Here is a 25,655-nt window from a genome sequence, read left to right on the forward strand (position 1 = left end):
TCCTTGATCGGCGCGGGAGAGGCTGGATGTAGTGTTTTTTCGAAAGACACTACCTGATCGACTGTCGAACAAAGATGATAAATAGCTGAAAATCTGATTTTATTGGCAGCCGGCATCAAGTTTTTACCTGTTCGTGTTGGCTAAAGACCAACAGTAACGATTATTCTCACAACGAAACGAGGGGCCATAAGCCGCTCATGTGTAGTTTTACTACTCGTCTATACATTCGAAAGGCTGAAACGGTCGACGATTTGTAGTAAAACTACACGCCGCCGAAACAACCTTCGGCAATCCAAGAATTTATATCGTCTGCCCACAAGGCCAGTCGCAAACTCAGGCAACCGATTCTGGTAGCCTTTCCGCCCTGGAGCAAGCCATGCAAGACCTCGATCCCGTCGAAACCCAGGAATGGCTGGACGCCCTGGAATCGGTTCTCGACAAAGAAGGCGAAGACCGTGCTCATTATCTGATGACCCGTATGGGCGAACTCGCAACCCGCAGCGGTTCGCAACTGCCCTACGCCATCACCACGCCGTACCGCAACACGATCCCCGTTACCCACGAAGCACGCATGCCTGGCGACCTGTTCATGGAACGCCGCATTCGCTCGCTGGTACGCTGGAACGCGTTGGCCATGGTCATGCGTACCAACCTGAAAGATTCTGACCTGGGCGGTCACATCTCCAGCTTCGCCTCCAGCGCGACGCTGTATGACATCGGCTTCAACTACTTCTTCCAGGCCCCGACCGACGAACACGGCGGCGACCTGATCTACTTCCAGGGTCACGCATCGCCAGGCGTCTACGCCCGTGCGTTCATGGAAGGCCGCATCTCCGAAGACCAGATGAACAACTTCCGTCAGGAAGTGGACGGCAACGGTCTGTCTTCGTACCCGCACCCTTGGCTGATGCCGGAGTTCTGGCAGTTCCCGACCGTGTCCATGGGCCTGGGCCCGATCCAGGCGATCTACCAGGCGCGCTTCATGAAGTACCTGGAAGCCCGTGGCTTCATCCAGCCAGGCAAGCAGAAAGTCTGGTGCTTCATGGGTGATGGCGAGTGCGACGAGCCGGAATCCCTGGGCGCGATCTCCCTGGCCGGCCGCGAGAAGCTGGACAACCTGATCTTCGTCATCAACTGCAACCTGCAGCGCCTCGACGGCCCGGTTCGCGGCAACGGCAAGATCATCCAGGAACTCGAAGGCGTGTTCCGTGGCGCCCAGTGGAACGTCAACAAAGTCATCTGGGGCCGTTTCTGGGACCCACTGCTGGCCAAGGACGTCGACGGCATCCTGCAACGTCGCATGGACGAAGTCATCGACGGCGAGTACCAGAACTACAAGGCCAAGGACGGCGCGTTCGTCCGTGAGCACTTCTTCAACACGCCTGAACTCAAGGCGATGGTTGCCGACTTGTCCGACGACGAGATCTGGAAACTCAACCGTGGCGGCCACGACCCGTACAAGGTCTACGCGGCGTACCACGAAGCGGTCAACCACAAAGAGCAGCCAACCGTCATCCTGGCCAAGACCATCAAGGGTTATGGCACCGGTGCCGGCGAAGCGAAGAACACCGCGCACAACACCAAGAAGGTCGATGTCGACAGCCTGAAGCTGTTCCGCGACCGCTTCGACATTCCGGTCAAGGACAGCGAGCTGGAAAACCTGCCGTTCTTCAAGCCCGAAGAAGGCAGCGCCGAAGCCCGCTACCTGGCCGAGCGCCGTGCCGCACTGGGCGGTTTCGTGCCGCAGCGTCGCGCCAAGAGCTTCAGCGTTCCGACCCCACCACTGGAGACCCTCAAGGCGATCCTGGACGGCTCGGGCGACCGTGAAATCTCCACCACCATGGCCTTCGTGCGGATCCTCGCGCAACTGGTCAAGGACAAGGAAATCGGCCAGCGCATCGTTCCGATCATCCCGGACGAAGCCCGTACCTTCGGTATGGAAGGCATGTTCCGCCAGCTGGGCATCTACTCGTCCGTCGGCCAGCTCTACGAGCCAGTCGATAAAGACCAGGTGATGTTCTACCGCGAAGACAAGAAGGGCCAGATTCTCGAAGAAGGCATCAACGAAGCGGGCGCCATGAGCTCCTTCATTGCCGCCGGTACTTCGTACTCCAGCCACAACCAGCCGATGCTGCCGTTCTACATCTTCTACTCGATGTTCGGCTTCCAGCGTATCGGCGACCTGGCCTGGGCGGCCGGCGACAGCCGTACCCGCGGCTTCCTGATCGGAGGTACCGCGGGCCGGACCACGCTGAACGGTGAGGGCCTGCAGCACGAAGACGGCCACAGCCACATGCTGGCCGGGACCATCCCGAACTGCCGCACCTATGATCCGACCTACGGCTACGAGCTGGCGGTGATCATCCAGGACGGCATGAAGAAGATGACCGAAGAGCAACAGGACGTCTTCTACTACATCACCGTGATGAACGAGTCCTACCAGCAGCCAGCCATGCCGGCCGGTGTCGAGGCAGGCATCGTCAAGGGCATGTACCTGCTCGAGGAAGACACCCGCGAAGCGGCACACCACGTCCAGTTGATGGGCTCGGGCACCATCCTGCGCGAAGTGCGTGAGGCAGCGAAGATCCTGCGTGAAGAGTTCAACGTCGGCGCCGACGTCTGGAGCGTCACCAGCTTCAACGAACTGCGTCGCGACGGCCTGGCCGTAGAGCGCAGCAACCGCCTGCACCCTGGCCAGAAGCCAAAGCTGAGCTACGTCGAAGAATGCCTGAACGGCCGCAAAGGTCCGGTCATCGCCTCTACCGACTACATGAAGCTGTTCGCCGAGCAGATCCGCCAGTGGGTTCCATCCAAGGAATTCAAAGTGCTGGGCACCGACGGTTTCGGCCGTAGCGACAGCCGCAAGAAGCTGCGTCACTTCTTCGAAGTCGACCGTAAGTTCGTTGTGTTGGCAGCCCTGGAAGCCCTGGCTGACCGTGGCGATATCGAACCCAAGGTGGTGGCCGAGGCCATCGTCAAGTTCGGCATCGATCCAGAAAAACGCAACCCACTGGACTGCTGAGGAGAATTTTCGTGAGCGAACTCATTCGCGTACCTGACATCGGCAGCGGTGAAGGTGAAGTAATTGAACTGTTTGTGAAGGTCGGCGACCGTATCGAAGCCGACCAGAGCATCCTGACGCTTGAATCGGACAAGGCCAGCATGGAAGTGCCTGCGCCGAAGGCCGGTGTCATCAAGAGCCTGAAAGTGAAGCTGGGCGACCGCCTGAAAGAAGGCGACGAACTGCTGGAGCTGGAAGTCGAGGGCGCCGCTGCGACGCCTGAAGCACCCGCCCCTGCCGCTGCCCCGGCCGCGGCTGAAAAGCCTGCCGCCGCACCGGCTGCTGAAGCGGCTCCCGCGCCAGCTGCCGCGCCTGCCGCTGCCACGGTCCAGGACATTCATGTCCCGGACATCGGCTCGTCGGGCAAGGCCAAGATCATCGAAGTGCTGGTCAAGGTTGGCGACACCGTCGAAGCCGACCAGTCGCTGATCACCCTGGAATCCGACAAGGCCAGCATGGAAATCCCATCGCCGGCTGCCGGCGTGGTGGAAAGCATCGCGGTCAAGCTGGAAGATGAAGTGGGCACAGGCGATTTCATCCTCAAGCTGAAAGTAGCCGGTGCCGCCGCACCTGCCGCGCCCGCCCAAGCCGCTGCGCCTGCCGCCAAAGCTGAAGCCGCTCCGGCTCCGGCTGCCGCGCCAGCCGCCAAGGCCGAGGCTGCTCCGGTTGCCGCCGCGCCTGCGCCAAGCGGTGCCAAGGTGCACGCCGGCCCTGCGGTGCGTCAGTTGGCCCGTGAATTCGGTGTCGAGCTGTCCGCCGTCGGCCCAAGCGGTCCTCACGGTCGTGTCCTGAAAGAAGACGTGCAAGCCTACGTCAAGGCCATGATGCAGAAGGCCAAGAACGCACCGGCCGAAGGCGCCACTGGCGGCTCGGGCATTCCGCCGATCCCGGCAGTGGACTTCAGCCGCTTCGGCGAAACCGAAGAAGTGGCCATGACTCGCCTGATGCAGATCGGCGCGTCGAGCCTGCACCGCAGCTGGCTGAACATTCCGCACGTGACTCAGTTCGACCAGGCCGACATCACCGAGCTGGAAGCTTTCCGCGTCGCGCAGAAAGCCGTGGCGGAAAAGGCCGGCGTCAAGCTGACCGTGCTGCCCCTGCTGCTCAAGGCCTGTGCGCACCTGCTCAAGGAACTGCCGGACTTCAACGCCTCCCTGGCCCCAAGCGGCAAGGCTGTGATCCGCAAGAAATACGTGCACATCGGCTTTGCCGTCGACACCCCGGAAGGCCTGCTGGTACCGGTCATCCGTAACGTCGACCAGAAGAGCCTGCTGCAACTGGCTGCCGAAGCCGCTGCCCTGGCCGAAAAAGCCCGGAATAAGAAGCTCACCGCCGACGACATGCAAGGCGCCTGCTTCACCATCTCCAGCCTCGGGCACATTGGCGGCACCGGCTTCACGCCGATCGTCAACGCGCCGGAAGTGGCGATCCTGGGTGTTTCCAAGGCCACCATCCAGCCTGTCTGGGACGGTAAAGCCTTCCAGCCGAAGCTGATGCTGCCACTGTCGCTGTCCTACGATCACCGTGTGATCAACGGCGCCGCCGCTGCACGCTTCACCAAGCGCCTGAGCGACCTGCTGGGCGACATCCGCACCATCCTGCTGTAACACCGGGCGGCCCTCCCTTGCGGAGGGCCATTCGGAGCACTGTTTTCCGAGCGCCACGCTCGTACCTCAACCCCGTCCGTTTGGCGGGGCTTTTTTTGCCTGGAATTCAGGCCAGGTGCATGGATGTTGGCTGTGCCGGCCCCATCGCGAGCAGGCTCGCTCCCACAATAGATTTTTGGCGCTGCACAGCACTTTAAACTGGCATCTCTCCCCCTGTGGGAGCGAGCCTGCTCGCGATGGCGGTCTGTCAGGCAACCCCGGCATTTTCCTACCCCGCAAGTTTTAAATGACTACACCCCCTGTTAGTCATTACCCACAACCTGCGCCCCCTTCCCTATCGATATTTATGGCGCGCCGGGCTTTAGCATCAAGACCGCCAAGGCGACTTGATGTTTGCCCCCACTACTGAAACTTCGAATGGATTCGAATATGTTCAAACCTACCGTTGGCCCCATTGTCGGCCACACGACAACGGACCACACCCGGATATTCCTGCGCGGCGATCGCGGCAACAACCGGGTATTCGCCGGTATTCGCCACCGGCGCCAAGGCGATACACGCTGGTCGAAAGGGCATTTTGTCCAATTGAAGGCCTACCGCGACATGTCCGATGTCATCGTGTTGAAAGACCTTCAACCCGATACCGCCTACGAATACCAGGCCGGCTGGTTCAGCCCCCTGAGCCCGACCCATACCGTGGAAACCGTCCAGGAACTGCCGCTGCAATGGCCCGGGAACACCTACTGTTTACGCACGCCGGCCAGTAAAACCGACGCACCACGCGCTTATATCGTGGGCTCTTGTCGCTACTTGCGAATCGCCGCCGGCACCCCGTTGCTACCGGGGCTTGGGGACCGCACCTTTGCCGGCATCAACCGCATCGTGGCGCAGGCCGACCCACCGATCAGCGCGGTATTGATGACCGGCGACCAGGTTTATCTGGATGACCTGAATGTCATCGGACCGGACCAAACCTATCAGAATATTCTTTTCAGATACCGGTCGGTATTTAGCCAGCCACATATCCGGAAACTGATGTCTGGCGTCCCGACCTACATGATCCTTGACGACCATGAGATCGAAGACAACTGGCCCGCCAGGCAAACCGCTAACGACGATGTTCTATACGCCAATGCCATGGCCGCTTATGGGCTTTATCAGGCCAGCCACGGGCCCGCCCATGAACTGTCGAGCGACGGAACATTGAACAAGTCGTTAACCCGCTACTGGTACACCTTCACCCACGGCGATATCCAATGGTTCGTCACCGACAGCCGGACACAACGCAACCTGTCGGCGAATGACCGGCGCATCCTCGACGAGGAACAGGAACAGTCCCTGCTCCAATGGCTCATCGACAGCCCCGCCCGGGTCAAACTCGTCGTGACCAGCGTCATGTTCTTCCCTGACAGCAACCACGATGACGGCGACGCCTGGCAGGCCTTCCCGGAACAACGCCTGCGCTTGCTGGAAACCATACGCCGCCATCGGATCAAAAACGTGGTTTTCGTCTCGGGCGATGTCCACGGCTCCATGACCAGCCGCCTGCGTCACAGCGAGGATCCTGATTTCGAGGTCAACACCGTCGTTTCCTCGCCGTTCTACAACAGTAAATTGCTGCCTTTTGCAAAAGCTTCGGATTTTATTTTCCACAGGCCCCTGGCCCGCACCCCAAGCGGCGAGTACCGCTATGAACTGACCAGCAAAGTGGTGAGCCAGGACAACTTCGCCCGCCTGCATATCACGGCCCAGAGCCTTCAAGTCACCTTCCACGACCGGGACGGCAACCCTTTGCAGACCGTCGATATCCCACTGCAATGATCTTCCACGCCCCCTGATCGGTCGGCGACTGGAGAAATCCTCTCGTCGGCCGATAAAAGGTTTATAGCACTTGGCCTTCATCTCTCTTGTCAGCCAGTGCCGCAATGATGCAACCTTGCGCCAATCCGTAATAACGAGGGCGTCAGCCCGGCGCGATCAGCATTTTCGAAGCGAGTTTCCCCATGAAAAGCCAACCCGATGCCGCCAGCCGTATGGCGGCCGAGGTAGTGACGCAGTTACCGGTGCCCTCGCGGCTCGGTATGCTGCGTTTCGAACGGCTGAATGAAGCAAGCTGGGCGCTGTTGTTCCTCGATCCCAACTGCGAGCGATACTTCGGCCTGCCAGCGGTAGAGCTGTGCTCGCTGGTCAGTGCGCCCTACGCCAGCTTGATGGAACCTGAAGCACGCTATCAGTTGCATGACGCCATCCAGCAACAATTGGCCCAGGCCGCGCATTACCAGATTCGCTACACGCTCCATACCGCCAAGGGCCCGATGAACGTGCTGGAGACGGGTGAAGCCTATAAGCAACACAATCGTCATCTGCTGCGCGGTTACCTGCTGGCGGTGGACAATTTGTTGCAGGGCGAACCCTCTATGCCGGCCCTGGACCTGGAAACCCAGAATTCACGCCTGCAGATCGCCCTGGAACTGAACCAGCGCGCCCAGCAAGAGCAGCTCCAGCACCTGGACCGGGTACGCGCCCAACAGGACCTGATCCTGCTGCTGACCCGTCAACGCTACAGTGCCAACAACTCCCTGCTCGAAGCCGCCGAACTCATCACCCGCAGCGCCTGCGACATCTACCAGATCGACTGCGCCAGCCTCTGGAACCTGGAGGATGGCAAACTGGTACCGATCTCCGCCTACAACCGCGCGTCCCAGGCGTATTTCCTGCCAGCGGTGATCGATGCCAACGACTTTCCCGACTACATGGAGGCGCTGCAGACCTGCCGCGCCATTGACGCCCACAATGCGATGCGCGACCCGCGCACCCGGGAAATGGCCGAGAGCCTGCGCGCCCGTGACGTCAATGCCATTCTCGACGCCAGCGTGCGTATCGACGGCCAGGTGGTGGGCGTGCTGTGCCTGGAGCAAGTGGGCGTCACCCGCGCCTGGCAGTCGGATGAAATCGCCTTTGCCGGCGAGCTGGCGGACCAGTTCGCCCAGGTCATCAACAACCACAACCGACGCACCGCCACCAGCGCCCTGCACTTGTTCCAGCGCGCCGTGGAGCAGAGCGCCAACGCGTTCCTGCTGGTCAATTGCGACGGTGTGGTGGAGTACGTCAACCCAAGCTTCACCGCGATCACCCAGTACACCACCGAGGAAGTCCACGGCCAACGCCTCTCGGAGCTGCCGGCTCTGGAGAACCTCAGCGAACTGCTGTTCGACGCACCCTCGGCGCTGGCCCAGAGCAACAGTTGGCAGGGTGAGTTCAAGAGTCGGCGCAAGAACCTGGAGCCCTACTGGGGCCAGTTGTCGATTTCCAAGGTCTACGGCGATAACCGCGAACTGACCCACTACATCGGCATCTACGAAGACATCACCCAGACCAAGTTGGCTCAGCAGCGCATCGAGCGCCTGGCGTACACCGACAACCTGACCAACCTGGGCAACCGTCCGGCGTTCATTCGCAACCTCGATGAACGCTTCGCCCGGGACAGTGATTCGCCCATCAGCCTGCTGCTGGTGGACATCGACAACTTCAAGCGCATCAACGACAGCCTCGGCCACCAGACCGGTGACAAACTGCTGATCAGCCTGGCCCGGCGCCTGCGCAACAGCTTGAGCCCCAGCGGCAGCCTGGCGCGATTTGCCAGTAACGAATTCGCGGTCCTGCTGGACGACACGAGCCTGGAAGCCGGGCAGCAGATCGCCAGTCAGTTGCTGATGACCCTCGACAAGCCGATGTTCGTCGATAACCAGTTGATCAGCGTGACCGGCTCCGTCGGCCTGGCCTGCGCGCCGCTGCACGGCCGCGATCCGCAGACCCTGATGCGCAACGCCGGCCTCGCCCTGCACAAGGCCAAGGCCAACGGCAAGCACCAGGTCCAGGTGTTCACCGAAGCACTGAATGCCGAGGCCAGCTATAAGCTATTCGTCGAAAACAACCTGCGCCGCGCCTTGACCCAGAACGAACTGGACGTGTTCTACCAGCCCAAGTTGTGCCTGCGCAGCGGTCGCCTGTTGGGCATGGAGGCGTTGCTGCGCTGGAACCATCCGGAAAAGGGCATGATCCGTCCGGACCAGTTCATCAGCGTGGCCGAAGAAACCGGGCTGATCATCCCCATCGGCAAATGGATCGCCCGCCAGGCTTGCCGCATGAGCAAACAGCTGACCGCAGCCGGCCTGGGTAACCTGCAAGTGGCGATCAATCTGTCACCCAAGCAGTTTTCCGACCCGGACCTGGTCGCCTCCATCGCCAGCATCCTCAAGGAGGAACAACTGCCGGCCCGGCTGCTGGAACTGGAGCTGACCGAAGGCCTGTTGCTGGAAGCCACCGAAGACACCCACTTGCAGCTCGACCAGCTCAAGCGCCTGGGGCTGACCCTGGCCATGGACGACTTCGGTACCGGTTATTCGTCCCTGAGCTACCTGAAGAAATTCCCGATCGACATCATCAAGATCGATCGCAGCTTCATCCACGAAATCCCGGACAACCAGGACGACATGGAAATCACCTCGGCGGTGATCGCCATGGCCCACAACCTGAAACTCAAGGTCGTGGCCGAAGGCATCGAAACCGCCCAGCAACTGGCGTTTCTGCGGCGCCACCGCTGTGATGTCGGTCAGGGCTACCTGTTCGACCGGCCGATCCCCGGCGCCGAGCTGATCGAAAAGCTCAAGCGCTACCCCCGCGGGCCGCTCGTCTGACGGCCGTAGCCACCCCTACGTCTATCCCCTCGCCACGGTTGTCGCTTTCTTAACGAATCGGCATTGGGCACACTGACGGTCTATTTGGCTCAACTCAATCTGACTGAGAGGACTGATGATGGTCTTGCGCTCGGAAATCCTGGTGAACAAAAACGTGCTCCCTACTCAAGAACAAGCCCTGCCTGGCCGTGAAACGCCAATGACCGTGCCGGAAAAACACTTCGTCCTCGACGCGCCGCTGCTGGGCCCGTTTGCCATGGACGTGGATTTCGCGATCTTCGGCCTCGGCTGCTTCTGGGGTGCAGAGCGCAAGTTCTGGCAGCGCGAAGGCGTGGTCAGTACAGCGGTGGGTTACGCCGGCGGCTTCACACCGAACCCGACGTATGAAGAAGTCTGTTCGGGCCTGACCGGCCACAGTGAAGTGGTACTGGTGGTCTATGAACCGACAAAAGTCAGCTACGAGCAGCTTCTGAAAATGTTCTGGGAACTGCACAACCCGACCCAGGGCATGCGCCAGGGGAATGACATCGGCACCCAGTACCGTTCGGTGATCTATGCCACCAACCCGGCTCAACTGGCGGCGGCCAAACACAGCGAGCAAGTATTCCAGGCCGAGTTGACCAAGGCCGGCAAAGGCACCATCACGACCGAAATCGAAGAAGCACCGACGTTCTACTTCGCCGAGGCCTACCACCAGCAGTACTTGGCGAAAAACCCTGAAGGCTATTGCGGGATTGGCGGTACGGGCGTGACCTGCCCGATCTGACTTTTACACCCCAGCCCCAGTGTGGGAGCTGAGCTTGTGGGAGCAAGGCTTGCCCGCGATGCGGCGGCACATTCAACATCAATGCAGCTGAACCACCGTCATCGCGAGCAAGCTTGGCTCCCACAGGGACCTGTGGCAGTTGCAGTTCCGTGAACACTCCGCACCTCCGGTGGGAGCGAGCCTGCTCGCGATAGCGCCCTTCCAGGCGCCAGCAAAACTCAGCTCTCAGCGATCAACCAATCCATCTGCCACCCACCCTGGGTCTGCCCCAGCTTCTTCGACAGCCACGGCAGCAGTTCACGCAACTCTTCCTCCAGCCCCCACGGCGGATTGGCAATCGCCAGGCCGGAGCCGTTCAGGCTGTTGGGCGTCGCCAATGGGTGCACCAGCAGTTCCACCCGCAACAGCTTCGGCGCGCCCGTGCCGGCCAGGTCCTGGTAGAAGCGGCGCAACATCCGCTGGTCCTTCACCGGATACCAGATCGCGGCCACCGTCTGGCGCATCCGGCCAATGGCCTCCTTGAGGGAGGCGGCGCAGCGCTGCATCTCGTCCAGCTGTTCGAAGGGCGGATCGATCAGCATCAGGGCACGCTTCTCTGCTACCGGCAGCAGCGCCCGCGGCACATGCCAGCCCTCACCCAGGTGGACCGCCACGCGACGGTCACCTTTCATGTTGTCCTTGAGCAACACGCCGTCTTCAGGGTGTTTCTCATTGAGCAGCACACGGTCCTGCGAACGGGTCAGACGCCGCGCCAACTCCGGCGAGCCCGGGTAGTAGCGCAGTTGCCCATCCGGGTTCATCTCGTGCAGCACCTTCATGTAATCGGCGGTCAGCGGCGGCAGATCGCTCTCGCCCCACAACCGCGCAATGCCTTCCAGGTACTCACCGGTACGGTTGGCCTGGTCACCCTGCAAGTCGTACAGCCCGATGCCCGCGTGGGTATCAAGGTAGGCGAAGGGCTGCTCCTTGCGCGACATCAAGGCGATGAGGCGGGTCAAGGTCAGGTGTTTGAACACATCGGCGTGATTGCCGGCGTGGAAGGCGTGACGATAATTCATGGCGGCTCCTGCGAAGGGCGACGAGTTTACCTTGAAGCGCGTCGGACGTCAGGGGTTCGCAGCCCAGCGGACAGGCCACCATCAGCCCAGCTCTCGCAGCAAATACGCCTGCAATGGCGCCATTTTCGCCTCAACCGCTGCCGATCGCTCAAGAAAGTGGGCAATTTTGCAGCGCAGGATGCTGCCGTCGACCCGCTCGAACACATACGGATGCTCCTCACCCAGCCAAGTGAGCACGTTGTCCAGCAGACAGTCCGTCGGGCCCTCGGCCATTGCGTCCAACAGCGCGACGGGCACTTGCCACCAGGGAAAAGCCTGGGCCGGCCGCTGGGCATTCCCCACGACCTCAAGGGATTTCCCGTTGATCAGGCAGCGCTTGATGACCGGCAAGAGTTGCCCGGCCTCAACCTCCGTCGATTGCAGGATCGACCGCATGAAGCGCCCATCCCAAAAACGCAGGAAGACCGGCTTGCCATCGGGCAACAGTACCTGTGTGAGCCCTCGCAAGTGTTCGGCAAGGTTTTCCTGGCTCACACACGAAACCGCCAGCCAACCCCAATCGAGGGCGTCGGTGGCGGCGATCCAATCAAGCAACTCACTGTCTGCGCTGACAAGCCCTACATAGGGCATGACCGCTTCCCACTCGGCATATGGCGTATCGGCCCAGATCGGGCTGGCTGTCGAGCTCATCGAACGCCTCCAGGCCGACAACGCCCCGGCGCTACTGGCATTGCTGAAAATGGCGAAAAGTTGCTCGGAGGCCTGCAAGGGGTAATCCTCAAGCCAGGCGCGAGGAGATTGATCGCTGTTCATGCACGCCCCCGGAGATCGACAGGTTTGTGAAAGACCGGCGGCGCTGCGCAGGCACCGTTTCTGCAACGCTCACACTCCTCGCAGAACGGCGCCGAGCCTTGGAAGCTGAGGATCTGCGCAATGGAAAGCACAGGCGCCACCGCAGCGACCAGCTTCTCGGCGCTGCCTGGAGAGCTGGACGCCGCGCTCATGACCGCCATCGGCGCCCCACCGACCTCGATGGGTACACTGCTGGAAATCCCGCCAGCGCCGATGTTGATCCAATGGCCGCCGGCCTGAAGGGTCACGCTCGCGCCCCCGTCCAAGACCACTTGCTGGCCGGCGCTGACATGAAACTGCTGGCTGGCACTCAGGACCTGGCTGGTGACACGAATATGCCGCTCGCCGCTCACCAGCAGATGATCGTCCTGCCGCACTTCTGCCCGGCGCTGACCGTGGGTAAGGCGCTGCTCATCGGCCTTGAGCTCGTGCCGTGCCGTACCGGCGACAACGATGCTGCGCTCGTGATCGACCTGCACCCGCTGGTCATGCAGCACATGCTGGGTCCAGTTGCGCTGGGCCCGCAGGTAGATCTCCTCGGCGCCCTTGCGATCCTCGATGCGCAATTCGTTGTAGCCTCCCCCGCCCGGGCTGCTCTGGCTGCGCAACACGCTGCGGGTCTTGTCCGCAGGCAGGTCCAGCGGCACCGGGTTGGCGCCGTTGGGCAGGCACCCGACGACCAACGGCTTGTCCACGTCGCCATCGATGAACCCCACCAGGACTTCCATCCCGACCCGGGGAATCATCACTGCGCCATAGCGATCGTGGGCCCAACCGGAGGCCACGCGCAGCCAGCAGCTTGAATGCTCATCGCATTGACCGTCGCGATCCCAGACCAGTTGCACCTTGACCCGTCCGAACTCATCGCAATGGATCTCGCTGTCTACCGGCCCGGTCACCACCGCCGACTGATAACCATGGGCACGGGGCTTTTCGTGATGCAGGGGTGGCCGAAAGAACACGTCCCATGGCGTGGCGAGAAAGGTATTTTTGTAGCCCAGGAACTCATCCGGGCCGGCAGCGGCTGTTTCTTCCAGCACCTGCGGTTGGCGGCCATGATGGTCGATCTGCGTCAGGAGCCAGAGATCATTCCACGGCTCTCGGGGATGTTCCTTGATCCGCATGAAGTGTCCGCTGACGAAGGCGCTTTCATCGCTGCCGCCTTCTGCCACGCAGTGGTCGGCGCCGTGGCGCTCAAGGGCGCGCCGGGTCAGATGCTTGCCGTCGTCACGGGCACAGAAACCGCCGGGATAGTGATAGTCCTCGAGCACAGGGCGCTGTCGATTGTCGAGTTGGGTTTGCAGTAACAAACCGGGCCTGCGGAAGTCGTAATCGCGCAACGTCACGGCAGTGGTACGGGTCTGGAGTCGCACCGCCAGGCGCTTGATGGCCGGCTCGGCGGCGGCCATGCCGCTGTCCGGCAGGTATAGCGTCGACTCAGGCAGGCGGGGAAACACCGTCTGGTCGTCACCGAACACCAGCAGATGACCATCAGGGCGATGCCTGAAGTGATAATGGATGCCGACTTCGGCGCAGATCCGCTCGATGAAGGCCAGGTCGCTTTCGCCATACTGCACACAATACTCGCGCTCGGGGTATTGCCCGCCAAGCGTGAACTGGCAGGCATCCGCGAGGATCCCGTGCTCCTTCAACACCCGGGCGACGATATCGGGCACGCTCAGGTGCTGGAAAATCCGCTGGTTGATGCGATGGCGCAAGTAGGCCAGGCGAGGCACCAGGCTGATCTGATAACGAGTCAGGCGTTTGCCCGAATCCCCCTGGGCCACGCCATAGACCTGACCGTGTACGCCACTGCCCCAATCATCGAACCCCAGAAATGCCTGGCGATGCAGGAGCTCTTCCAGCGCCAGGTCAGACCGATCGCTGACCAGTTCCAGGTCAAAGCGATAGGGCTGGCTGATGGCTTCCTTGCCCTTGAACTCGAGCACCTTGAGTTCATTCGGGCCGCTGTCGAGTGTCAGCGTGAAACGCGGTTGGTTGGCAGGCGGGAACATCCGATGTGCCTCTGCGAAATGGAAGCGGGCGATTCTGCACGAGCGATAGGGGGAGTGGATTGGCGGTCAGGAAAAACAGATTTGCCCTACATCCAAGAAGCCAAAAGCCGCAAAGCGTGATGCATTTTCCGATAGACATTTGAGGTGTCGCGACCAACCGCAACCGTCCTACGTATGAATCAGCCGTTTCTTGCAAGGTCGCCGATTTCTGGGCTGTGGTGGGCGTGTTAACGTGCCACGGTCGCAAAAAGCAAAGGACGCACGGCATGACGTCACGTTACGCAAAAATCGCAATGACCCTGGCGCTCGCCGCATTCGCCTTCCTGACCGTGTTCAATAACATCACGGACTACAGCTCCAACTTCAACTTCGTCCATCACGTACTGAGTATGGATACCACCTTTCCCGACAATGCCGCCCGGTATCGGGCCATCGATCAACCGTGGATGTGGCACGGGGCCTATTGGCTGATTATTCTCGGCGAAGCGATGACGGCAGGGTTGCTGGGCTACGGCGCACTGGAGCTGTGGCTGGCACGCCAGGCCGAGGCCGCGGTTTTCGCCCGCGCCAAGCGCTGGGCCGTTGCCGGTCTGACGGTGGGTTTCTTCGTCTGGTTCTTTGGTTTCATGGTCGTCGGCGGCGAGTGGTTCCTGATGTGGCAATCAGAAATCTGGAATGGCCAGGACGCTGCGTTCAGGTTCTATATGGCGATCCTGGGCGTGTTGATCTTTCTCAACCAGCCTGACGCCAACCCGGACTGAGCCCATGAAAAAAACGGCCCGCCTCCATTGGAGACGGGCCGTTTTTATGCAAGTCGTCCTGCGAGCCATCGAGGCCTCGCCGAAGGCCTTACTGGTTCAGGCGAAAATCTTTTTCCGCCGCGTCGAAGCGCTGCAGCATACCCGCGGTAGGCGCGCCCATCTTGCTGACAATGTAGATGGCCAGGCTGGCGAAGATGAAGCCCGGGATGATTTCGTACAGGCCCAGCAAGGCGAAATGCTTCCAGACGATCACGGTGATTGCACCCACCAGGATACCGGCGAGCGCGCCATTGCGGGTCATGTTCTTCCAGATCACGGAGATCAGGACAACCGGGCCGAAGGCGGCACCGAAACCGGCCCAGGCGTAGCTCACCAGGCCCAGTACACGGTTTTCCGGGTTGGCGGCCAGGGCGATGGCGATCAACGCCACCAGCAGCACCATGGCGCGGCCGACCCAGACCAGTTCCAACTGGGAAGCACCCTTGCGCAGGAAAGTCTTGTAGAAGTCTTCGGTCAGGGCGCTGGAGCACACCAGCAACTGACAGCTCAGGGTACTCATGACCGCCGCCAGGATCGCCGACAGCAACACACCGGCAACCCATGGGTTGAACAGGATCTTCGCCAGCTCGATGAACACGCGCTCAGGGTTTTCGGTCACCGGACCGGCCACGTCAGGGTGCGCCGAGAAGTAAGCGATACCGAAGAAGCCGACAGCCACGGTGCCGCCCAGGCAGAGGATCATCCAGGTCATGGAAATGCGACGCGCCTTGGCGATCGACTTGACCGAATCCGCCGCCATGAAGCGCGCCAGGATGTGCGGTTGACCGAAGTAGCCCAGGCCCCAGCCCATCAGCGAGATCACGCCGATGAAGGTGGTGTTTTTCAGCATGTCGAACGACGTAGGATCTTTTGCTTCGATGGCCAGGAACGTAGTGTCCACACCACCGGTAGCCAGCAGCACGATGATCGGCGTGAGGATCAACGCGAAGATCATCAGGGTGGCTTGTACGGTGTCGGTCCAGCTCACGGCCAGGAAACCACCGACGAAGGTGTAGGCAATGGTCGCTGCGGCACCGGCCCACAGTGCCGTCTCGTAGGACATGCCGAAGGTGCTTTCGAACAGACGGGCGCCGGCCACAATGCCGGAAGCGCAGTAGATGGTGAAGAACACCAGGATCACAACGGCGGAGATGATCCGCAGCACGCCGCTCTTGTCTTCGAAACGGCTGGAGAAGTAGTCCGGCAGCGTCAGTGCGTCACCGTTGTGCTCGGTCTGTACCCGCAGACGACCGGCCACGAACAACCAGTTCAGGTAGGCACCGGCGATCAGGCCGATGGCGATCCAGCTTTCCGACAGGCCGGACATGTAGATTGCACCGGGCAAACCCATCAACAACCAGCCGCTCATGTCGGAAGCACCGGCAGACAGTGCCGTCACGACGCTGCCCAGGCTACGACCGCCCAGGATGTAATCGGAAAGGTTGTTGGTGGAGCGGTAAGCCATCAGACCGATCAGGACCATGGCTGCGATATAGATCACGAAAGTGATCAAGGTGGGATTACTTACACTCATGAGTTACGCCCTGGCTTTGTTTTTATGTAGCGGTGGCAGTTTAAAGCGTCGACAACGCAGACGTTGTAGCGACGATTTGCAGTCCCGCGAATTTATGACTGATGTTTCCCCAGGAAAGCCATCAGCCGATGCCCCTCGGTTGTGAACCGGTTGCACCTTGGCCGCGAATGCTATTCAACAAATCAAATAAGGTGCAACCAGTTTCGCTCGAATAAGTTGCACCTGATCGGTTTTATCGCAAAATCTGTGTTTTTTGCTCCCTTTTAGTGCAGTTCCCAGCACTCAGCTAGAAGCCAAAGCACTAAGCCGGTGCAGGATTTAAGGGGCAACATTTGCTTCCGGATGAGCTGCCTGTCATTTCGAGAAAAAAAGGGTTGCACCCGGTTGCACCTCAATCATCCCGCAGCTAATCTTGCCGCCAGCTGATGCCACGCGATACGTGGTAAACATGAGGATAAAAATATGGCTACCACCACCCTTGGGGTCAAACTCGATGACCCGACCCGCGAACGCCTCAAGGCGGCCGCAACCTCGATTGATCGCACGCCGCACTGGCTGATCAAGCAGGCAATTTTCAATTACCTGGAAAAACTCGAGGGTGGTGCAACCCTGACCGAGCTGAACGGTTCACCTCGCACCGACAGCGATGATGCCGGCGACGTGCAGGTCGACCATGCTCACCAGTGCTTCCTCGAATTTGCCGAGAGCATCCTGCCGCAATCGGTGCTGCGCGCCTCCATCACCGCCGCCTACCGTCGCCCGGAACCCGAAGTGGTGCCGATGCTGATCGAGCAGGCCCGCCTGCCGGCGCAAATGGCTGAAGCCACTAACAAGCTGGCTGCTTCGATTGCGGAAAAACTGCGTAACCAGAAAAGTGCCGGCGGCCGTGCCGGTATCGTTCAGGGTTTGCTGCAGGAATTTTCCCTGTCGTCCCAGGAAGGTGTAGCACTAATGTGCCTGGCCGAGGCGCTGCTGCGCATCCCGGACAAAGGCACCCGTGACGCGCTGATCCGCGACAAGATCAGCACCGGCAACTGGCAGCCACACCTGGGCAACAGCCCGTCGCTGTTCGTCAACGCCGCCACTTGGGGCCTGCTGCTGACCGGCAAGCTGGTCGCCACCCATAACGAAGCAGGCCTGACCTCTTCCCTGAGCCGCATCATCGGCAAGAGCGGCGAGCCGATGATCCGCAAGGGCGTCGACATGGCCATGCGCCTGATGGGCGAACAGTTCGTCACCGGCGAAACCATCGCCGAAGCCCTGGCCAACGCGAGCAAGTTCGAATCCAAGGGCTTCCGCTATTCCTACGACATGCTGGGTGAGGCCGCACTCACCGAACATGACGCCCAGAAGTACCTGGCCTCGTACGAACAAGCCATCCATTCGATCGGCAAAGCCTCCCACGGTCGTGGGATTTATGAAGGCCCGGGCATTTCCATCAAGCTGTCCGCCTTGCACCCGCGTTACAGCCGCGCCCAGTACGAGCGCGTCATGGACGAGCTGTACCCGCGCCTGCTGTCGCTGACCCTGCTGGCCAAGCAATACGACATCGGCCTGAACATCGACGCCGAAGAGGCCGACCGCCTCGAACTGTCGCTGGATCTGCTGGAGCGCCTGTGCTTCGAGCCGCAACTGACCGGCTGGAACGGCATCGGTTTCGTGATCCAGGCCTACCAGAAACGTTGCCCGTACGTGATCGACTACGTCATCGACCTGGCCCGCCGCAGCCGCCACCGGTTGATGATTCGCCTGGTAAAAGGCGCGTACTGGGACAGCGAGATCAAGCGCGCCCAGGTCGAAGGCCTGGAAGGCTATCCGGTCTATACCCGCAAGGTGTACACCGACGTGTCCTACATCGCTTGCGCCCGCAAGTTGCTGTCGGTGCCAGAAGTCATCTACCCACAGTTCGCCACGCACAACGCCCATACCCTGGCAGCCATCTACCACATCGCCGGTCAGAACTATTACCCGGGCCAGTACGAATTCCAATGCCTGCACGGCATGGGTGAACCACTGTACGAACAGGTTGTAGGCAAGGTTTCCGAAGGCAAGCTGAACCGTCCGTGCCGTGTGTACGCACCGGTCGGCACTCACGAAACACTGCTGGCGTACCTGGTACGTCGCCTGCTGGAAAACGGCGCGAACACTTCGTTCGTCAACCGTATCGCCGACCAGTCCATCTCGATTCAGGAGCTGGTGGCCGATCCAGTGGCCAGCATCGAGCAAATGGCGACGCTGGAAGGCGGTTTCGGCCTGCCGCACCCGCGCATCCCACTGCCGCGCGACCTGTATGGCAGCGACCGCGCCAACTCCAGCGGCATCGACCTGGCCAACGAACATCGTTTGGCGTCGCTGTCCTGCGCCCTGCTTGCCACTGCCCATAACGATTGGAAAGCCGTGCCGATGCTCGGCTGTGCCGCCAGTGAAGAAACCCCGGCTCCCGTACTGAACCCGTCCGATCATCGCGACGTGGTTGGCCATGTGCAGGAAGCCACGGTCGCCGACGTCGACAACGCCATCCAGTGCGCCCTCAACGCCGCACCGATCTGGCAAGCCACGCCGCCAGCCGAGCGCGCCGCGATCCTCGAACGTGCCGCCGACCTGATGGAAGGCGAGATCCAGCCGCTGATGGGCCTGCTGGCCCGCGAAGCCGGCAAGACCTTCGCCAACGCCATTGCCGAAGTGCGTGAAGCCGTGGATTTCCTGCGCTACTACGCGGTGCAGGCGCGCAACGATTTCACCAACGATGCCCACCGCCCACTGGGTCCGGTGGTCTGCATCAGCCCGTGGAACTTCCCGCTGGCGATTTTCAGCGGCCAGGTCGCCGCTGCCCTGGCCGCCGGCAACCCGGTCTTGGCCAAGCCCGCCGAGCAGACGCCATTGGTGGCTGCCCAGGCTGTGCGCCTGATGCTCGAAGCCGGCATTCCGGAAGGCGTGCTGCAACTGCTGCCGGGTCGCGGCGAAACCGTCGGCGCCCGCCTGGTGGGTGACGAGCGAGTCAAAGGCGTCATGTTCACCGGCTCCACCGAAGTCGCGCGCCTGCTGCAACGCAACATCGCCGGTCGCCTGGACAACCAGGGCCGTCCGATCCCGCTGATCGCCGAAACCGGCGGCCAGAACGCCATGATCGTCGACTCCTCGGCGCTGACCGAACAAGTGGTCATCGACGTGGTGTCGTCGGCCTTCGACAGTGCCGGCCAGCGTTGCTCGGCCCTGCGGGTCCTGTGCCTGCAGGAAGATTCCGCCGACCGCGTCATCGAAATGCTCAAGGGCGCCATGGCCGAATCGCGCCTCGGCAACCCTGAGCGTCTGTCCGTGGACATCGGCCCGGTGATCGACGCCGAAGCCAAGGCCGGCATCGAGAAACACATCCAGGCCATGCGCGACAAAGGTCGCACCGTGTACCAGATGGCAATCGCCGACAGCGACGAGTGCAAGCGCGGCACCTTTGTCATGCCAACCCTGATCGAGCTGGAAAGCTTCGACGAGCTGCAGCGCGAAATCTTCGGCCCGGTGCTGCACGTGGTCCGCTACAAGCGCAAGGAGCTGGATCAGTTGATCAACCAGATCAACGCTTCCGGCTACGGCCTGACCCTGGGCGTGCACACGCGCATCGACGAGACCATCGCCAAGGTCATCGACAATGTGCATGCGGGCAACGTCTACGTGAACCGCAACATTGTCGGTGCCGTGGTCGGTGTGCAGCCGTTTGGCGGCGAAGGCCTGTCGGGCACCGGTCCCAAGGCCGGTGGTCCGCTGTACCTGTACCGCCTGCTGTCGACCCGTCCTACCGATGCGATCCAGCAATCCTTCGTCCGTGGCGATGCCCTCACCGCGCCGGACCTGCGTTTGCGCGACGCCATGAGCAAACCGCTGACCGCGCTGCAAGCCTGGGCCGACAGCCAGAAGCTCGCCGAGCTGAGCGCCCTGTGCGTGCAGTTCGCGGCCCAGTCGCAAAGCGGTATTACCCGGACCCTGACCGGCCCGACTGGCGAGCGCAACAGCTACGCCATTCTGCCGCGCGAGCACGTGTTGTGCCTGGCCGACGTGGAAGGCGACCTGCTGACACAACTGGCGGCCGTACTGGCCGTGGGTGGCTCGGCCGTGTGGCCGGAAACCGATACCAGCAAGGCCTTGTTCGCACGCTTGCCGAAGGAGATTCAGGCACGCATCCAACGGGTTGCCGACTGGAACAAGGACGAGGTGCTGTTCGACGCGGTCCTGCACCACGGCGATTCGGATCAACTGCGCGGCGTTTGCCAGCAGGTGGCCAAGCGCACCGGTGCCATCGTCGGGGTCCACGGCCTGTCCCAAGGCGAAACCAGCGTGGCGCTGGAGCGCCTGGTGATCGAGCGGGCCTTGAGCGTCAACACCGCCGCGGCGGGTGGTAACGCCAGCCTGATGACTATCGGCTAAACCGCTGTAGACCAGGCACCTGCAATGGGTGCCTGGCAATCGAATCCCTGTGGGAGCGAACTTTGTGGGAGCAAAGCTTGCTCGCGATCCAGGCGCTGCGGTCCTCAAGAGACCGCGGTGTTTTCATCGCGGGCAAGCCTTGCTCCCACAAAGCTCGCTCCCACACTGGGATTAGTGTCGCCCGCACCTCTGCATCACTGTCATCAATCATCCTGTTCAGCCTTTATCAGCACGCCTAGACTCGGCCCATCCCAAGAAAAGGTAAGCCGCCATGTCCGAGACGTTGCTCAGTTCCCGCAATCTGGCTTTCGAGCTGTATGAAGTCCTCGATGCCGAGGGCCTGACCCAGCGCGAGCGGTTTGCCGAGCACAATCGCGAAACCTTCGACGCCGCCATCGGTACGGCCCGCAGCATCGCCGAGAAATTTTTCGCGCCGCACAACCGCAAGAACGATGAAAACGAACCGCGCTACGAGAACGGCGAGGCGATTCTGATTCCCGAGGTGAAACCGGCGGTGGATGCCTTCCTCGAGGCGGGTTTTCTCAACGCTGCACGCAGCTTCGAGGCGGGTGGCATGCAACTGCCGACGTTGCTGTCCCAGGCCTGCTTCGCGCACTTCCAGTCAGCCAACGCCGCTTCGACCTCGTATCCGTTCCTGACCATGGGCGCGGCGAACCTGATCGAGAGCTTCGGCAGCGAGGAGCAGAAGCAACGCTTCCTGCAACCAATGATCGACGGTCGTTTCTTCGGCACCATGGCCCTGACCGAGCCCCATGCAGGCTCTTCGCTGTCGGATATTCGTACGCGCGCGGAGCCTGCATCCGACGGCACCTATCGACTCAAGGGCAACAAGATCTTCATTTCCGGCGGCGATCATCCGTTGTCGGAAAACATCGTGCACATGGTCCTGGCGAAACTGCCGGACGCGCCGCCGGGCGTGAAAGGCATTTCGCTGTTTATCGTGCCCAAGTTCCTGGTCAACGACGACGGCAGCCTCGGCCAGCGCAACGACGTGCTGTTGGCCGGGCTGTTCCACAAGATGGGCTGGCGTGGCACCACCTCCACCGCGCTGAACTTCGGCGATAACGGCGAATGTGTCGGTTACCTCGTAGGCAAACCGCACCACGGTCTGAGCTACATGTTCCAGATGATGAACGAGGCGCGGATCGGCGTCGGCATGGGCGCGGTGATGCTGGGTTACGCCGGCTACCTGTATTCCCTGGAATACGCCCGCGAACGTCCGCAGGGCCGGATGCCCGACAGCAAGGATCCGACCACCGCCCCCGTGGCAATCATCCAGCATGCCGACGTGCGCCGCATGCTGCTGACCCAGAAGGCCTACGTTGAAGGTTCGTTTGACCTGGGCCTGTACGCCGCGCGCTTGTTCGACGACACCACCACCCAGGAAAGCGAAGCCGAGCGCCGGCGCGCCCATGAGCTGCTGGATTTGCTGACTCCGATCGTCAAATCCTGGCCGTCGGAGTTTTGCCTGAAGGCCAACGAGTTGGCGATCCAGATTCTGGGGGGCCACGGCTACACCCGCGAATACCCGGTGGAGCAGTATTACCGCGACAACCGCTTGAACCCGATCCATGAAGGCACCCACGGCATCCAGTCCCTGGACCTGCTGGGGCGCAAACTGGCGCAGAACGGCGGTGCCGGGCTCAAGCAATTGATCCGCCTGGTGGCCGACACCACTGAACGGGCACAGGCGCACGCTTCACTGACGCCGTTACGCCAGCCGCTGGAAGCGCTGGTGGCGCGCCTGCAAACGGTCACCCTCGGCCTGCTGACGGACCTGGGCCAGGGCAAGGTCAACAGCAGCCTCGCCAATTCGGCGCTGTACCTGAAGGTGTTTGGGCACATGGTGATCGGCTGGCGCTGGCTGGAGCAAGCGATTCGTGCCGAGGAAGGCCTGGCCAAGGGGAATGCCGCGGACAGCGATTTCTATAAAGGCAAGCTGCAAGCGGCGCGCTACTTCCTGACCTGGGAAGTGCCGGGTTGTCATCATGAACTGGCGATTCTTGAGGCGCGGGATGATACGTGCCTGGGGATGCGGGATGAGTGGTTCTGAACCAGCGTTTGTGGTGCGCCTGACATCCAATCGCGAGCAGGCTCGCTCCCACAGGGGGGCCACGTGGACGCGACATCTGCGTTCACCACCGATCCATTGTGGGAGCGAGCTTGCTCGCGAAAGCGGTGGATCAGGCAAATCAATTGCAACTGACATACCGCCTTCGCGAGCAAGCTCGCTCCCACAGTCAACCCTAACTGGCGGTTTCAGGCCTGCTGAATCGTCTTGGCAATCACATCGACCGTGGCGCTGACTTGCTCTTGGTAACGGTCGAGTTCCGCTTGATGTTGCTTCTGCATTTCCATCTGCTGCGAACACAGGTTCATGGCCGCCAATACCAACAGGCGATCACCGATCAGCGTCGGGTATTTCCTTTTCGTGTCGGCCAGTGCGGCCTTGAGCATCGAAGCGGCGTCCAGCAGGGCCTGTTCCTGCCCCACCGGCGCTTTGATTGAATAGTCTTCTCCCAGGATCGAGATGACTGTCACCCCATCGGCGCCGTGCTTCATGCGCTGACAGGCCCGGCGCTGGCGCGCTCGATCAGGGCCTGGATGCGGGCGGCGGTGGTGCCGTGCAGTTCTTCCTGTTCCATCAGGCTCAGTTGCAGGCTTTCGTTTTCATCCTTGACCTGGGCAAGCTCCGCGCCCAGGGTTTCGTTCAGGCCGGTGAGGTGACGGTTCTGTTGCACCAGGTCATTGACCAGTTGCTCCAGCTGGCTGAGGGATGTTTCCAACATATTGATTTCCAGGCTTTTTCAAGGGGCGCGTACGATAAAGAAAAGTCACTGCCAATACCACGCTTTACGGGGTGGCAGGGCTTTGCGGCGAGTTTTAGAGACTGCGAATGGGGAATCTGGTTCCGACCCTTCGTCGCACCGCAGCCGTTGCTCTGTGACAAAAGCACGCATGTCACTCAAGACTTTAGTCGTATGACCGATAAGTCAGGGAACAGCAGTCACAGCCCCGCACGGACGCGTCTACTTCCGGTACTTCCCATGTCCCTACGTAATATGAACATCGCGCCTCGGGCATTCCTGGGGTTTGCCCTGATCGGCGCCCTGATGCTCGCCCTTGGGGTATTTGCCCTGACCCAGATGAGCACCATCCGCGCATCTGGCGAAAGCATCGCCGACAACAGCGTGCCCAGCATCAAGGCCCTGGATGAGTTCACCCAGCTCACCCTGCGCCTGCGGGTGCTGTCCTATCGCTTGCTGACCAACCGCGAACCGGACATCCAGCAGAAAACCTACGATCTGTTCGAGCAGCGCAACCAACAGATCCGCGCGGCCCAGGCGGCCTATGAAAAGCTGATCAGCTCCCCGGAAGAACGGGCCGCCTACGATCAATACGTGCAACTGCTGGGGCAATACCGTCAGCTTGAAGAGCGGATGAAAACCCTGTCGCGCAACAATCAGATCGAAGATCTGCGGGCGCTGCTCAACACCGAACTGTTGAGCAACTCCGAAGCCGTCAACGCGGTACTCGGCCGCCTGCTGGAGATCAATAACCAACAAGCCGATGCCTTCAATCAGGGTGCGGCACAGCAATATTCAAGGGCCTTCAATTGGGTTGTCACACTGCTGGTCATCGCCACCGGCCTGACCCTGTTGTTCGCCTGGCTGCTGACCAACAGCATCACCAAGCCGATTGCCAACGCGCTGGACGCGGCCGAAGAAATCGCCAAGGGCAACCTGACTCGCCCGATTGTCGTCGATGGCAGCGACGAAGCCGGTCGTCTGCTGCGGGCAATGTCGACCATGCAGGAAAAACTGCGCGACACCTTGCAGCGGATCTCCGGCTCGGCCACACAACTGGCCTCCGCCGCCGAAGAGCTCAACAGTGTCACCGATGAAAGCGCCCGTGGCCTGACCCAGCAGAACAACGAAATCGAGCAGGCCGCCACCGCGGTCAACGAAATGACCAGCGCCGTGGAAGAAGTCGCGCGCAATGCGGTGAGCACCTCCGAAGCGTCGAAAAACGCCACCACGTCCGCTGGCGATGGTCGCGACCTGGTACAGGAAACCGTCAGCGCCATCGAACGCATGAGCGCCGATGTGCAAAGCACTGCCGCCTTGATCGGCAACCTGGCCGATGAGTCCCGTGACATCGGCAAGGTGCTGGACGTTATTCGCGGCCTGGCCGACCAGACCAACCTGCTGGCGCTGAACGCCGCGATCGAAGCCGCCCGTGCCGGTGAGGCCGGTCGTGGTTTTGCCGTGGTGGCCGACGAAGTCCGCGCCCTGGCCCACCGCACCCAACAGTCGACCAGCGAGATCGAGCGCATGATCGGCAGCATCCAGAGCGGTACCGAGCACGCCGTGGATTCGATGCGCAACAGCACCGAACGCGCGGAGTCGACGCTGAACATCGCCCGCGGTGCCGGCATGTCCCTGGACACGATCAACACCGCCATCGTCGAGATCAACGAACGCAACCTGGTGATCGCCAGCGCCGCCGAAGAACAGGCCCAGGTGGCCCGTGAAGTGGACCGCAACCTGGTGAACATCCGCGACCTGTCGGTGCAATCGGCCACAGGCGCCAACCAGACCAGCGCCGCCAGTGCCGAACTGTCGCGCCTGGCCGTGGACCTCAACAGCATGGTTGGGCGGTTCAGCCTTTAACCCCTGATGATCGTTCCCACGCTCCGCGTGGGAATGCAGCCGGGGACGCTCCGCGTCCCTAAAGCCGAACGCGGAGCGTCCGTTGAGGCATTCCCACGCAGAGCGTGGGAACGATCAGATCTCTTGTACCCCAATCCCCAACCTTTTTTGACAGC

General features: G+C 61.3%; 15 protein-coding genes and 1 pseudogene. 10 read left to right on the forward strand and 6 right to left on the reverse strand.

The window, feature by feature from the left end:
* Positions 1 to 376 precede the first annotated feature (376 nt).
* The 5 genes from aceE (at position 377) to msrA (ending at position 10,131) form a co-directional block, all read left to right on the forward strand.
* The gene (gene aceE / locus ASC85_RS06525; protein ID WP_057448702.1) at positions 377 to 3,022 is read left to right on the forward strand and encodes a pyruvate dehydrogenase (acetyl-transferring), homodimeric type; all 2,646 of its coding nucleotides are present in this window, start codon (positions 377 to 379) and stop codon (positions 3,020 to 3,022) included.
* An 11-nt stretch (positions 3,023 to 3,033) separates the two neighbouring features.
* Positions 3,034 to 4,668, forward strand: coding sequence for a dihydrolipoyllysine-residue acetyltransferase (gene aceF / locus ASC85_RS06530; protein WP_057448703.1), 1,635 nt, complete (start codon positions 3,034 to 3,036; stop codon positions 4,666 to 4,668).
* 429 nt (positions 4,669 to 5,097) lie between these two features.
* On the forward strand, positions 5,098 to 6,489 hold the full coding sequence (locus ASC85_RS06535; protein ID WP_057448704.1) for an alkaline phosphatase D family protein: 1,392 nt from the start codon (positions 5,098 to 5,100) through the stop codon (positions 6,487 to 6,489).
* 182 nt (positions 6,490 to 6,671) lie between these two features.
* Positions 6,672 to 9,365, forward strand: a complete 2,694-nt coding sequence (locus ASC85_RS06540; protein WP_057448705.1) for a putative bifunctional diguanylate cyclase/phosphodiesterase — start codon at positions 6,672 to 6,674, stop codon at positions 9,363 to 9,365.
* A gap of 118 nt (positions 9,366 to 9,483) precedes the next feature.
* On the forward strand, positions 9,484 to 10,131 hold the full coding sequence (gene msrA, locus ASC85_RS06545) for a peptide-methionine (S)-S-oxide reductase MsrA (protein WP_057448765.1): 648 nt from the start codon (positions 9,484 to 9,486) through the stop codon (positions 10,129 to 10,131).
* Between the two features lie 218 nt (positions 10,132 to 10,349).
* Here msrA and ASC85_RS06550 read toward each other — a convergent pair whose 3' ends face one another.
* The 3 genes from ASC85_RS06550 to ASC85_RS06560 all read right to left on the reverse strand — a co-directional run bounded on the left by ASC85_RS06550 (position 10,350) and on the right by ASC85_RS06560 (position 14,056).
* Positions 10,350 to 11,189: a 23S rRNA (adenine(2030)-N(6))-methyltransferase RlmJ gene (locus ASC85_RS06550; protein ID WP_003197086.1), complete on the reverse strand. Its 840-nt coding sequence runs from the start codon at positions 11,187 to 11,189 to the stop codon at positions 10,350 to 10,352.
* A gap of 81 nt (positions 11,190 to 11,270) precedes the next feature.
* Positions 11,271 to 12,002 carry a DUF4123 domain-containing protein gene (locus ASC85_RS06555; protein ID WP_057448706.1) on the reverse strand — a complete coding sequence of 244 codons (732 nt, stop codon included), beginning with the start codon at positions 12,000 to 12,002 and terminating at the stop codon, positions 11,271 to 11,273.
* Positions 11,999 to 14,056, reverse strand: a complete 2,058-nt coding sequence (locus ASC85_RS06560) for a type VI secretion system Vgr family protein (RefSeq protein WP_057448707.1) — start codon at positions 14,054 to 14,056, stop codon at positions 11,999 to 12,001. Before ASC85_RS06560 ends, ASC85_RS06555 begins: the two co-directional genes overlap by 4 nt.
* A 266-nt stretch (positions 14,057 to 14,322) precedes the next feature.
* Between ASC85_RS06560 and ASC85_RS06565 the strand changes: the two genes are divergently transcribed.
* Positions 14,323 to 14,817 carry a DUF2165 family protein gene (locus ASC85_RS06565; RefSeq protein ID WP_057448708.1) on the forward strand — a complete coding sequence of 165 codons (495 nt, stop codon included), beginning with the start codon at positions 14,323 to 14,325 and terminating at the stop codon, positions 14,815 to 14,817.
* An 88-nt stretch (positions 14,818 to 14,905) separates the two neighbouring features.
* Here ASC85_RS06565 and putP read toward each other — a convergent pair whose 3' ends face one another.
* Positions 14,906 to 16,390: a sodium/proline symporter PutP gene (gene putP / locus ASC85_RS06570; RefSeq protein ID WP_057448709.1), complete on the reverse strand. Its 1,485-nt coding sequence runs from the start codon at positions 16,388 to 16,390 to the stop codon at positions 14,906 to 14,908.
* Between the two features lie 462 nt (positions 16,391 to 16,852).
* On the opposite strand from putP, the gene putA reads away from it, so the two are divergent.
* Positions 16,853 to 20,806, forward strand: a complete 3,954-nt coding sequence (gene putA / locus ASC85_RS06575; RefSeq protein ID WP_057448710.1) for a trifunctional transcriptional regulator/proline dehydrogenase/L-glutamate gamma-semialdehyde dehydrogenase — start codon at positions 16,853 to 16,855, stop codon at positions 20,804 to 20,806.
* 271 nt (positions 20,807 to 21,077) lie between these two features.
* Positions 21,078 to 22,880 (forward strand): acyl-CoA dehydrogenase, encoded by a 1,803-nt coding sequence (locus ASC85_RS06580; RefSeq protein WP_057448711.1) that lies wholly within the window; start codon positions 21,078 to 21,080, stop codon positions 22,878 to 22,880.
* Between the two features lie 206 nt (positions 22,881 to 23,086).
* On the opposite strand, the gene ASC85_RS06585 is transcribed toward ASC85_RS06580, so the two are convergent.
* Entirely contained in the window at positions 23,087 to 23,389 is a 303-nt protein-coding gene (locus tag ASC85_RS06585; protein WP_057448712.1) for a cell division protein ZapA, read from the reverse strand.
* A complete protein-coding gene (locus ASC85_RS06590) occupies positions 23,386 to 23,616 on the reverse strand; it encodes a hypothetical protein (protein WP_057448713.1) in 231 nt (76 codons plus the stop codon). The genes ASC85_RS06585 and ASC85_RS06590 overlap by 4 nt, the downstream gene beginning before the upstream one ends.
* A gap of 273 nt (positions 23,617 to 23,889) precedes the next feature.
* Here ASC85_RS06590 and ASC85_RS33750 point away from each other — a divergent pair.
* Positions 23,890 to 24,597 (forward strand): annotated as a pseudogene (locus tag ASC85_RS33750) (MCP four helix bundle domain-containing protein); the annotation flags it as partial.
* A 198-nt stretch (positions 24,598 to 24,795) separates the two neighbouring features.
* On the forward strand, positions 24,796 to 25,500 hold the full coding sequence (locus tag ASC85_RS33755) for a methyl-accepting chemotaxis protein (protein ID WP_371856175.1): 705 nt from the start codon (positions 24,796 to 24,798) through the stop codon (positions 25,498 to 25,500).
* The last annotated feature ends 155 nt before the right edge of the window (positions 25,501 to 25,655 follow it).

It is taken from the genome of Pseudomonas sp. Root401, assembly GCF_001425105.1.
Taxonomy (GTDB): Bacteria; Pseudomonadota; Gammaproteobacteria; order Pseudomonadales; family Pseudomonadaceae; genus Aquipseudomonas; species Aquipseudomonas brassicacearum.

What these genes read in the sequence shown, in the direction of transcription:
- msrA (WP_057448765.1), top strand. Translation starts at nt 9,484, where the DNA reads ATGGTCTTGCGCTCGGAAATCCTGGTGAACAAAAACGTGCTCCCTACT.
- ASC85_RS06585 (WP_057448712.1), bottom strand. Translation starts at nt 23,389, where the DNA reads ATGAAGCACGGCGCCGATGGGGTGACAGTCATCTCGATCCTGGGAGAA.
- ASC85_RS06540 (WP_057448705.1), top strand. Translation starts at nt 6,672, where the DNA reads ATGAAAAGCCAACCCGATGCCGCCAGCCGTATGGCGGCCGAGGTAGTG.
- ASC85_RS06550 (WP_003197086.1), bottom strand. Translation starts at nt 11,189, where the DNA reads ATGAATTATCGTCACGCCTTCCACGCCGGCAATCACGCCGATGTGTTC.
- ASC85_RS06590 (WP_057448713.1), bottom strand. Translation starts at nt 23,616, where the DNA reads ATGTTGGAAACATCCCTCAGCCAGCTGGAGCAACTGGTCAATGACCTG.
- putP (WP_057448709.1), bottom strand. Translation starts at nt 16,390, where the DNA reads ATGAGTGTAAGTAATCCCACCTTGATCACTTTCGTGATCTATATCGCA.
- putA (WP_057448710.1), top strand. Translation starts at nt 16,853, where the DNA reads ATGGCTACCACCACCCTTGGGGTCAAACTCGATGACCCGACCCGCGAA.
- ASC85_RS06555 (WP_057448706.1), bottom strand. Translation starts at nt 12,002, where the DNA reads ATGAACAGCGATCAATCTCCTCGCGCCTGGCTTGAGGATTACCCCTTG.
- ASC85_RS06560 (WP_057448707.1), bottom strand. Translation starts at nt 14,056, where the DNA reads ATGTTCCCGCCTGCCAACCAACCGCGTTTCACGCTGACACTCGACAGC.
- ASC85_RS06565 (WP_057448708.1), top strand. Translation starts at nt 14,323, where the DNA reads ATGACGTCACGTTACGCAAAAATCGCAATGACCCTGGCGCTCGCCGCA.
- aceE (WP_057448702.1), top strand. Translation starts at nt 377, where the DNA reads ATGCAAGACCTCGATCCCGTCGAAACCCAGGAATGGCTGGACGCCCTG.
- ASC85_RS06580 (WP_057448711.1), top strand. Translation starts at nt 21,078, where the DNA reads ATGTCCGAGACGTTGCTCAGTTCCCGCAATCTGGCTTTCGAGCTGTAT.
- ASC85_RS06535 (WP_057448704.1), top strand. Translation starts at nt 5,098, where the DNA reads ATGTTCAAACCTACCGTTGGCCCCATTGTCGGCCACACGACAACGGAC.
- ASC85_RS33755 (WP_371856175.1), top strand. Translation starts at nt 24,796, where the DNA reads ATGACCAGCGCCGTGGAAGAAGTCGCGCGCAATGCGGTGAGCACCTCC.